The 10,606-nt window shown below is 50.4% G+C and carries 10 protein-coding genes; all 10 read left to right on the forward strand.

The window, feature by feature from the left end; all coding sequences use genetic code 11:
• The first annotated feature begins 13 nt into the window (after positions 1 to 13).
• The 10 genes from rsmB to HJV72_RS11895 are packed head-to-tail and all read left to right on the forward strand — an operon-like array spanning position 14 to position 10,507.
• Positions 14 to 1,318, forward strand: a complete 1,305-nt coding sequence (gene rsmB / locus HJV72_RS11850; RefSeq protein ID WP_208071240.1) for a 16S rRNA (cytosine(967)-C(5))-methyltransferase RsmB — start codon at positions 14 to 16, stop codon at positions 1,316 to 1,318.
• Positions 1,311 to 2,381 carry a 23S rRNA (adenine(2503)-C(2))-methyltransferase RlmN gene (gene rlmN, locus HJV72_RS11855; protein WP_208071241.1) on the forward strand — a complete coding sequence of 357 codons (1,071 nt, stop codon included), beginning with the start codon at positions 1,311 to 1,313 and terminating at the stop codon, positions 2,379 to 2,381. The genes rsmB and rlmN overlap by 8 nt, the downstream gene beginning before the upstream one ends.
• Entirely contained in the window at positions 2,359 to 3,102 is a 744-nt protein-coding gene (locus tag HJV72_RS11860) for a Stp1/IreP family PP2C-type Ser/Thr phosphatase (protein ID WP_066573741.1), read from the forward strand. Before rlmN ends, HJV72_RS11860 begins: the two co-directional genes overlap by 23 nt.
• On the forward strand, positions 3,096 to 5,201 hold the full coding sequence (pknB, locus tag HJV72_RS11865; RefSeq protein WP_208071242.1) for a Stk1 family PASTA domain-containing Ser/Thr kinase: 2,106 nt from the start codon (positions 3,096 to 3,098) through the stop codon (positions 5,199 to 5,201). Before HJV72_RS11860 ends, pknB begins: the two co-directional genes overlap by 7 nt.
• A 31-nt stretch (positions 5,202 to 5,232) precedes the next feature.
• Positions 5,233 to 6,111 carry a ribosome small subunit-dependent GTPase A gene (rsgA, locus tag HJV72_RS11870; RefSeq protein WP_208071243.1) on the forward strand — a complete coding sequence of 293 codons (879 nt, stop codon included), beginning with the start codon at positions 5,233 to 5,235 and terminating at the stop codon, positions 6,109 to 6,111.
• Positions 6,112 to 6,114: 3 nt separating this feature from the next.
• Positions 6,115 to 6,777 carry a ribulose-phosphate 3-epimerase gene (rpe, locus tag HJV72_RS11875; RefSeq protein WP_208071244.1) on the forward strand — a complete coding sequence of 221 codons (663 nt, stop codon included), beginning with the start codon at positions 6,115 to 6,117 and terminating at the stop codon, positions 6,775 to 6,777.
• Positions 6,770 to 7,435, forward strand: a complete 666-nt coding sequence (locus tag HJV72_RS11880; protein WP_208071245.1) for a thiamine diphosphokinase — start codon at positions 6,770 to 6,772, stop codon at positions 7,433 to 7,435. The genes rpe and HJV72_RS11880 overlap by 8 nt, the downstream gene beginning before the upstream one ends.
• A 59-nt stretch (positions 7,436 to 7,494) precedes the next feature.
• Complete coding sequence (gene ychF, locus HJV72_RS11885; protein ID WP_208071247.1) at positions 7,495 to 8,595, forward strand: redox-regulated ATPase YchF; 1,101 nt, start codon at positions 7,495 to 7,497, stop codon at positions 8,593 to 8,595.
• Positions 8,596 to 8,615: 20 nt separating this feature from the next.
• Complete coding sequence (gene lgt / locus HJV72_RS11890) at positions 8,616 to 9,491, forward strand: prolipoprotein diacylglyceryl transferase (RefSeq protein WP_208071249.1); 876 nt, start codon at positions 8,616 to 8,618, stop codon at positions 9,489 to 9,491.
• Positions 9,488 to 10,507, forward strand: a complete 1,020-nt coding sequence (locus tag HJV72_RS11895; RefSeq protein ID WP_208071251.1) for an NUDIX domain-containing protein — start codon at positions 9,488 to 9,490, stop codon at positions 10,505 to 10,507. Before lgt ends, HJV72_RS11895 begins: the two co-directional genes overlap by 4 nt.
• Positions 10,508 to 10,606 lie beyond the last annotated feature (99 nt).

Below are 10,606 nucleotides of genomic sequence, written 5' to 3' on the forward strand. Positions count from 1 at the left end.
GGGGGAATACAATATGGCATCATCGGTAAATGAAAGAGAACTGATACTGGACACATTGCTGCAGATTACGAGGGAAGGCGAATACTGTCATATCGCACTGCGCAATGTGCTGGAGAAGTACCAGTATCTGGACAAGAAGCAGCGTGCGTTTATCACAAGGGTGATAAACGGCACGCTGGAACATCTCATAGAAATAGACTATATAATCAACCAGTTTTCCAAAGTAAAAGTGAACAAGATGAAGCCGGTCATCTGCGCAATCATAAGAAGTGGCGTCTATCAGCTGAAATATATGGACAGCGTGCCGGACAGCGCGGTGTGCAATGAAGCTGTAAAGCTTGCCGAAAAGAGAGGGTTTTCAAGCCTTAAGGCGTTCGTGAACGGCGTATTGCGCAATGTCAGCCGCAATATCAATAAGATCGGCTATCCGAAAGATTACATAGAACACATGTCGGTCAGGTATTCCATGCCAAAGTGGATCCTTGAACAATGGCTTGAGCGGTATGGAGAAGATAATGTACTCGTCATGGCAGAAGACTTCCTGAAAGAGAAGCCGCTGACGATCCGGTTCAACCCCGATCGTATCAGCAGGGAAGAGCTGGAACAGATGCTGAGGGAAGAAGGGGTCCGCACGGAGGAGATACCGGATTTTCCTGCGGCGCTTCATCTATACGGATATAACTATCTCGGAGGGCTTGAGAGCTTCCGCAAGGGCTATTACTATGTACAGGATATCAATTCTATGCGGACAGTTCACTGGGCGGCCCCTAAAAAGGGCGATACGGTGATAGATGTGTGCGCCGCACCGGGCGGCAAAGCCCTGCATATGGCAGAGAGGCTGCACGGAACCGGCCATGTGGAGGCGAGGGACTTGTCTGGCTACAAGGTAACCCTCCTGGAAGATAATATAGAGCGCAGCGGCCTTAAGAATATCGAAGCGGTGAAATGGGATGCTACGGTTCTTGACAGATCTGCTGTGGGTTCCGCCGATATCGTGATTGCGGATCTGCCGTGCTCGGGGCTCGGCGTGATTGGAAAGAAGCCTGACCTTAAGTATAAGATGACAGAGGAGATGCAGACGGAGCTGGCAAAGCTTCAGAGGAAGATGCTGTCGGTTGTACAGAATTATGTAAAACCGGGCGGAAAGCTCGTGTACAGCACATGCACGGTCAGCTGGACAGAAAATGAAGGGAATGCAAGGTGGTTTAAAGAAGCGTACCCTGCGTTCGGCCTTGTACGGGAAAAACAGATGATTCCCGGTCTGGATGAAGGGGACGGATTTTACATAGCGCTTTTCCAGAAGGAGAACCATGGATAAAAAGGATATTTGTTCGTATGATTACGTACAATTGAAGAAAGAGATTGAGGCGATAGGAGAAAAGAGCTTTCGGAGCAGGCAGATATATGAATGGCTCCACGTCAGGCTGGCGGACAGTTTTGAAGAGATGACCAATCTATCAAAAAAGCTGAGGGAACAGCTTGATGAGAAGTATGAGATACGGAAAGTGATGCCGGTGGAACATCAGGTATCCAGCGTGGATCCGACGGAGAAGTTCCTGTTTGAACTTCAGGACGGCAATATGGTGGAGAGCGTTCTTATGCGTTATAATTACGGGAATTCCGTCTGCATCTCATCGCAGGCAGGCTGCCGTATGGGGTGCCGTTTCTGCGCGTCCACGCTGGACGGTCTTATGAGGAACCTGACCCCATCCGAGATGCTCCGGCAGATATATCAGATTCAGAAGAGGATTGGGGAGCGCATTTCCAATGTGGTCGTGATGGGGACGGGCGAGCCCCTGGACAATTATGAGAACTTTGTCCGGTTCATACGCATGGTCAGCGATGAACATGGCCTTCATATCAGCCAGAGAAACATCACCGCCTCCACATGCGGCATCGTGCCGAACATGAGGAGGCTGGCAGAAGAAAATCTCCAGATTACGCTGGCGCTGTCGCTGCATGGATCCACCCAGGAGAAGCGGAAGGCCCTCATGCCTGTGGCGAATAAGTACAGCCTGACGGAAGTGCTTAATGCATGTGACTATTATTTTGAAAAGACAGGCCGCAGAATTACGTTTGAATACAGCCTCGTACATGGGGTGAACGACGGACCTGAGGATATAAGAGAACTGACGGGGATACTGAAGCACCGGAACTGCCATCTGAACCTGATTCCCGTGAACCCGATAAAGGAGCGTGATTTTGTCCGTCCGGACAGTAAAAATGCCCTTGAATTTAAAAATAAACTTGAAAAAAACGGAATTAATGTTACTATAAGAAGGGAAAGAGGCTCGGATATAGACGGGGCCTGCGGACAGCTTCGCAGACGTCACGCTGCGGGCAATAAGGGAGAATCAGATGAAGATATATGCGATGACTGATGTGGGAAGAAAGCGCGAAGTCAATCAGGACTATGTATATGTGACGGATAAGCCCATAGGGCCGTTTCCGAATCTGCTGGCGGTGGCCGATGGAATGGGCGGACACAAGGCCGGCGACTTTGCGTCCAAATATACGGTCACGGTGCTGAGGAAAGAGCTGGAGCAGACGTCTATCGACCGTCCCGAGGAGATACTGCGGGGGATAGTGGCGACAGCGAACAACAAGCTGATAGAAGCCGCTGCCACTGATGTAAAGCTGGAAGGAATGGGTACGACGCTGGTGGCGGCCACTGTGGTAGGCAATACATTATATTTTGCCAATGTAGGGGACAGCCGCCTGTATCTGATCAATGAGAAAATACGGCAGCTGTCCAAGGACCATTCTCTCGTGGAGGAGATGGTAAGGCTTGGAGGAATCAAGGAAGAAGAAGCCAAGAATCATCCGGACAAGAACATAATTACGAGGGCCATCGGCGTGAAGCCGGATGTAGAAGCAGATGTATATGAGTACCGTCTGAAAAAGGGGGACACAATACTGATGTGTACAGACGGGCTTAGCAATATGGTGGAAGACGAAGATATGTTTGACATCGTGAAAGGTTCAAGAGATATTGTGGAAGCGGTGCAGATGTTGATTGAAAAGGCAAACAGTAATGGCGGGAGAGATAACATAGGGGTTGTTATGGCGGAGCCACTTTCAGATGAGGTGAGTACATGGTAAAGGATGGAATTTATTTAGGAAAACGTTATGAGGTGCTTAGCAAGATTGGTGCCGGGGGGATGGCCGATGTCTATAAAGGCAAGGACCATATGCTCAATCGCTACGTGGCAATCAAGGTATTAAAGAAAGAATATAAAGAAGATGACAACTTTGTCCGCAAGTTCCGCTCGGAAGCCCAGGCGGCAGCCGGACTTATGAATCCTAATATCGTCAATGTATACGATGTGGGCGAGGACCGGGGCCTGAACTATATGGTCATGGAACTGGTAGAAGGGATTACGTTAAAAGATTATATAGAGAAGAAGGGGAGACTGTCCCACAAGGAAGTGATAAGCATTGCGATACAGATGTGTACCGGAATCGGAGCGGCCCATAATGCCCATATTATCCACCGTGACATAAAGCCCCAGAATATTATCATATCCAGGGACGGCAAGGTCAAGGTAACCGACTTCGGCATCGCCAAGGCGACCACATCCAACACGATCAGCTCCAATGCGATGGGTTCTGTGCATTACACATCCCCCGAGCAGGCCAGGGGTGGTTTCAGCGATGCCAAGAGCGATGTCTATTCGATTGGTATCACGTTATTTGAGATGGCTACGGGAGAAGTGCCTTTTGACGGGGAATCCACAGTAGCTGTCGCCATCAAGCATCTGCAGGAAGAGATTACGCCGCCATCCGAGATCGTACCGGACATTCCGTACAGCCTGGAACAGATTATCCTGAAGTGTACGCAGAAAAACGCGGAAAGAAGATACGGCAGTACGACTGAGCTCATCCAGGACCTGAAGCGCTCGCTGGTAGATCCGGATGGGGACTTTGTCGTTATTCCGCCGCTTCGCAATGCGGACACGGTCATCATCACTGACGAAGAGCTGGATGACATACGCAGTTCTTACGACGATGAGGATGACGAAGATGGCTATGAATATGATGACGACGAATACGATGATGACGAATACGACGACGATGAATATGGCGACGGCGAGTATGATGAGGACGAGTACGATGATGAATATGATGAGGAAGGGGCCGGTGCGAGACGGGGAAGAAAAGGGAAGAATTCCGATGAAGTAAATCCGAGGATGAACAAGATTATGAAGATCCTGACAATCGTGGTCGTGGTAATCATCGTCTTTATCCTGATATTCACGATTGGAAAGGCTGCGGGTATCTTCAAGTTCGGGCCGAAGATCAATACAGAGGAAACCGATACCGGCAAAGTCAAAGTCCCTGATATCGTCGGCATGACGGAGGAGGATGCGAAGGCAGCGCTTAAGAAAAAAGGCCTTGGCATGAAAGTCGTGGCCCGCAAAGAGTCGAAGAAGTATGAGAAGGGTACGATTAGCGAGCAGAAGACGGAGGCCGGCAAGAAAGTCAAGAAGAATTCAACCGTAGAAGTAGTGGTAAGCTCTGACCTTGTAGGGGATGAGATAACCGTGCCGGACGTCAGCGGCATGAGTGAAGCAGATGCCCAGAGGGCGCTTGAAGATGAAGGGCTGAAGGTCGGCAGTTCAGAATTCGTCTTTGACGACAATGTGGCGGAAGGCGATGTCATCGGAACGACTCCTTCCGCCAATGCGAAGGTGACAAAAGATACCGAGATAATCATGAAGGTAAGCAAAGGATCCGAGAGGAAGACCGTGCCGGATATCCGCGGCATGAGCGAGAGCGCGGCCAGAGATGCCCTTGCGAATGCAGGCCTGTCGGCCGGCACCGTGACATACGATTATAATGACAGCGTGGAAAAAGGAAATGTCGTATCACAGAGCCTGAACGGCGGCAAGAAGGTGTCCAAAGGCACGGCGGTAGACTTTGCGGTCAGCAATGGCAAGAAGCCGGAAGAGAAGATAAGCGTCCCGGGCGTCACCGGAGTATCGGAGAACAATGCCAGACAGCTTATCAGCAATGCAGGACTGTCCGTGGGCACGGTCACGTACCAGCCAAATAACAATGTGGGTGCAGGGATTGTCGTGAGCTGTGACCCAGGTGTCGGGAGCAGTGTCTCTAAGGGGACCAAAATCAACCTCGTCATCAGCACCGGACCTCAGCAGCAGCCTCCGGCAGAAAACCCTGACGGCGGAGAGACGGAGTAACAGTGAAATGTGAAGCCAGACAAGGAAGAGCATGAGAGGAAAGATAATAAAAGGAATTGCCGGATTCTACTACGTTCACGTAGTAGAATCCGGTGTTTATGAGTGTAAGGCGAAAGGCATCTTCCGGAAAGAGAAGATAAAGCCTCTTGTAGGAGATGACGTAGAGATAGAAGTTCTGAACGGGCAGGAAAAGACGGGTAACATAGAGACGGTATATCCGCGGCGCAATGAACTTGTAAGGCCGGCCGTGGCTAATATCGACCAGGCGCTGGTCGTCTTCGCCGTTACCAGGCCGAGTCCGCATTTTAATCTGCTGGACAGATTCCTGGTGATGATGCAGAGCAAGGACATACCAGTCATCCTCTGCTTCAATAAGGAGGATATCGCGACGGATCCTCAGATCAAAGAGCTGAGAGAGATATATGCAAGGTGCGGCTGCCCGCTTCTGTTCACAAGCGCACGGTCCGGGCAGAACCTGGATCAGCTGGGGGAAGTGCTGAAGGGCAGGACGACTGCGATTGCAGGTCCGTCAGGAGTAGGCAAGTCCTCTATCATCAATATACTGCAGCCTGAGGCGAACATGGAGACCGGGGCAATCAGCAGCAAGATAGAACGGGGGAAGCATACGACCAGGCATACAGAACTGTTTCCGGTGGGAGATGACGCTTATATCATGGACACTCCCGGCTTTAGCTCCCTGTATGTGAATGATTTTGAAAAAGAGGAGCTGAAACGGTATTTTCCTGAGTTTGCTCCTTTTGAAGGGACATGCCGGTTTCACGGGTGCGACCATATCCATGAGCCGGGCTGCGGTGTAAAAGAGGCTCTGGAAAAGGGGCTGATTCACCAGGTCCGTTATAAAAGCTATATGGAAATGTATGAGGAACTGAAGAATAAGAGGAGGTACTGATTTATGGATTATATTCTGGCGCCGTCCATTCTGGCGGCTGATTTTGCCGTGCTGGGCGAAGAGATGAGGCGTACGGCGGACAATGGGGCAAGATATCTGCACTTTGATGTGATGGACGGAATGTTTGTGCCGAGCATCTCATTTGGCATGCCGGTCCTAAAGTCTATCCATGAGGTGACAGAGCAGGTGATGGATGCGCATCTTATGGTACAGGAGCCTGTGAGGTATGTCGAGGATTTCAGGGATGCGGGGGCCGATATCGTGACGGTCCATCTCGAGGCCTGCGAAGATGTAGGCGCTACACTTAAGAAGATCAAAGAGTGCGGGATGAAGGCAGGCCTGTCCATCTGCCCGGAGACCGGGGCCTGTGCGGTCGAAGAGTATATCCCAGACATCGACATGCTGCTTGTGATGAGCGTGCATCCTGGATTTGGAGGACAGAAGTTTATTCCTGAGTCTCTCACTAAGATCAGAGACATCCGGAACATGGCAGTGGAACAGGGCAGGGACCTGGATATCCAGGTGGACGGCGGCATCTATCTGAGCAATGTGCGTGAAGTGCTGGACGCCGGCGTGAACATAATCGTTGCCGGTTCTGCCATATTCAAAGGAGACCCGGAAAAGAATACAAGGGAATTTATGGAGATATTAAAAAGCTATGAGTAAGAAGATTGTGATTGTGAGCGGTGGTGAACTTAATGAACAGCTGGCATTATCCTATCTGGACGAAGAAAGCGGCAGCTATGTGATAGGTGTGGATAAGGGCATGGAATTTTTGTATAGCCACCAGATCGCGCCGGATTATATCGTTGGGGACTTTGACAGTGTAAAGCCTGAGATAGCAGAGTATTACCGCACGCAGACGAATGTGCCGGTAAGAGAATTCAACCCGGTGAAGGACGCATCCGATACAGAGATTGCAGTGAGACTTGCAATGACGCTCGGTGGGAAAGAGCTGATTATCCTTGGGGCTACCGGCGGACGCATCGACCATCTGTGGGCGAACGTGCAGACGCTAACCGTACCTTTTAAGGCCGGCGTCAAAGCATATATTATTGATACGCAGAATCGGATCAGCCTTATCGGCGGGGAGACGCATCTGAAAAAGGAAGAAGCGTACGGGCCTTACTTTTCCGTGTTCCCGCTTGGCGAGACCGTGTATGGATTTAACATCACCGGAGCAAAATATCCGTTGAAGGACCATACGCTGACCCCGTATGACAGCCTTTGCGTCAGCAATCAGATAGACGCTGAGGAAGTGGTAATCGAGTTTGGCGGCGGCACGGTCATACTTATGGAGACAAGAGACAGCAAAGGGGCCTGACCCTTTAGAGGAGGGGTCAGGCCCCTCTTAAAAATAGATGCAAAGAGAGGATATGACAGATGAAGTTAGGAATTGTAGGATTACCTAATGTCGGAAAGAGTACATTATTTAATTCATTGACAAAGGCAGGCGCAGAATCGGCCAACTACCCGTTCTGCACGATAGACCCGAATGTAGGGGTCGTGACAGTACCGGACGAGAGGCTGAACGTGCTTGGGGAGATGTACCACACGAAGAAGATCATTCCGGCTGCTATAGAGTTTGTAGACATCGCAGGACTTGTCAAAGGGGCTTCCAAAGGTGAAGGGCTCGGCAACCAGTTCCTTGCAAATATACGCGAAGTGGATGCGATTGTGCACGTTGTCCGCTGCTTTGAGGACGGCAACATCGTGCACGTTGATGGAAATATAGACCCTCTGCGGGATATTGAGACAATCAATCTGGAACTTATCTTTTCCGACCTGGAGATTCTGGAGAGAAGAATATCCAAGACGGCCAAGGTCGCCAGAAATGACAAAACGGCGGCAAAAGAGCTTGTGCTTCTGGAAAAGATAAAGGCGCATCTGGAAGATAACCGGCTGGCTAAGACATTTGACGGCGCAGAGGATGACGAAGAGGAGGAGTGGCTGAAAAGCTATAATCTTCTCACTTACAAGCCTGTCATATACGCTGCGAATGTAGCGGAAGACGACCTGGCGGATGACGGGGCCTCTAACGCAGGAGTTCAGGCGGTCCGTGAGTACGCCTCAAAAGAGGAGAGCGAGGTATTTGTCGTCTGTGCCCAGATAGAGCAGGAGATAGCGGAGCTGGATGACGAGGAAAAGAAGATGTTCCTCGAGGAGCTTGGCCTGGAGGAATCCGGTCTGGAAAAATTGATTAAGGCGAGCTACAGGCTTCTTGGCCTGATTAGCTATCTGACGGCAGGAGAGCCGGAAGTGCGGGCCTGGACGATAACGGAGGGGACGAAGGCGCCTCAGGCGGCAGGCAAGATCCACACGGATTTTGAACGAGGGTTCATCCGTGCCGAGGTAGTCTCCTATGATGACCTGATGGCGTGCAAGAGCCATGCGGCTGCCAAAGAAAAAGGACTGGTCAGGCTGGAAGGAAAAGATTACGTTGTCAAGGACGGAGATATCATGCTGTTCCGGTTTAACGTATAAGAGGGAAGAGGGGATTATAAATGCACAGGACGATTGACTTTCCTAATATTGGAATTCATCTGAAGTCTGTCGGAGACCACATAACGGTATTTGGATTTGATATAACTTATTATGGCATGCTTATTGGTCTGGGAATTCTGGCAGGCATATTTATTGCTGCCGCTGAGGCGAAGCGGAGCGGGCAGAATTCGGAAGACTATTTTGATCTGGCTATCTATGCCGTCATATTTTCCATTATCGGGGCCAGGATTTATTATGTCATATTTTCATGGGATATGTATAAGGACGACCTGCTCAGCATCTTCAACACGAGGCAAGGCGGGCTAGCCATATACGGAGGCGTGATTGCCGCTGTCATCACGGTAATCATATACGCTCGTATTAAAAAGATGTCGGCCCCTCTTATCTTTGATACCGCAGGGCTTGGCCTTGTGGCAGGGCAGATGATTGGCCGATGGGGCAACTTTTTCAACAGAGAGGCATTCGGGGAATATACGAATAACCTGTTAGCCATGAAGCTGCCGGTTGATGCTGTGCGAGGCTCGGATATTACGGAACTTATGCGCAAGCATATGGAACAGGTCGACGGCGTCTCATATATACAGGTACATCCTACCTTCTTATATGAGTCGCTCTGGTGCCTGATGGTTCTTGTCATCATGCTCATATACCGCAAATATAAAAAGTTCGACGGTGAAGTGTTCCTCATCTACCTGCTCGGATATGGTGTCGGACGGGCCTGGATCGAGGGCCTGCGCACCGACCAGCTGCTGCTTCCGGGAGTGGGGTGGCCGGTGTCCCAGGTGCTGGCAGGGATAATCGCTGTCGTATCGTTAGGGCTGATTATCTATAAACGCTACAAAATCAGGCAGGAGACAGAGAGGGAACAGAGATGACAAGTCTGAGTACGCTTTGCTACATGGAACGTGATGGCAAATATCTGATGCTTCACAGGACGGTGAAGGAAAATGATGTCAACAAAGACAAGTGGATTGGCGTTGGCGGGCATTTTGAGGCAGATGAAAGCCCTGAGGAATGCCTGCTCAGGGAAGTGCGGGAGGAGACCGGCTATACGCTGACATCTTACAGATTCCGTGGTATCGTCACTTTCGTGTCAGGAAATGGTGTGACAGAGTACATGTCCCTGTTTACCGCAGACGGTTTTGAAGGGGAGCCGATACCTTGTGATGAAGGGGATCTTGCATGGGTTGATATTGAGGACGTCTGGAGCCTGAACATATGGGAAGGCGATAAGATTTTTTTCCGGCTCATGGATGAACGGGAACAGTTCTTCTCGCTTAAGCTCGTGTACGACGGTCATGACAGACTTATATCAGCTTCTCTTGACGGCAGGCCGATGGAACTGTTCGACGTCCGTAACCCGGACGGAAGTCCGTCCGGAATCGTAAGAGAGCGGGGCATCGTCCATCGGGAGGGAAGCCTCCATGCAACAGCCCACATATGGGTCGTGCGGGAGAATGACAAAAGTGGATATGATGTGCTGCTTCAGAAGAGAAGCGCATGCAAAGACTCAAATCCCGGCTATTATGATATCTCTGCAGCCGGCCATCTTCCGGCGGGGGACGATTACCTCCCCTCTGCGGTCCGAGAGCTTGCAGAAGAGCTTGGAATCACGGCAGTGGAAGAGGAGCTTCAATACGTCGGCATCCACCACGGAGGCTTTGAAGATGTGTTCTACGGCAAGCCGTTCAAAGATGATGAGCTGAGCGCCGTCTATGTGTACAGCAGGCCGGTACAGGCGGATAAGCTGCAGCTGCAGGAATCCGAGGTTGAAGAGGTAATATGGATTGACTACGAAGAATGCAGGAAAAGGATTGCGGATGGTACGCTTAAGAGCTGTATCTATGCAGATGAGTTCGAGATGGTTGGAAAATATCTCGGTGTTCTCTGAATTTAAGTAATGTATACGCCGATGGGGGCGTATGGAGCACTCTGCTGGGTCGTGTAAGATAAAGTGTGTAATTAAGAAACTAATCTAATTGCACACTTT

It is taken from the genome of Extibacter sp. GGCC_0201 (genome assembly GCF_017566055.1).
GTDB lineage: Bacteria > Bacillota > Clostridia > Lachnospirales > Lachnospiraceae > Extibacter.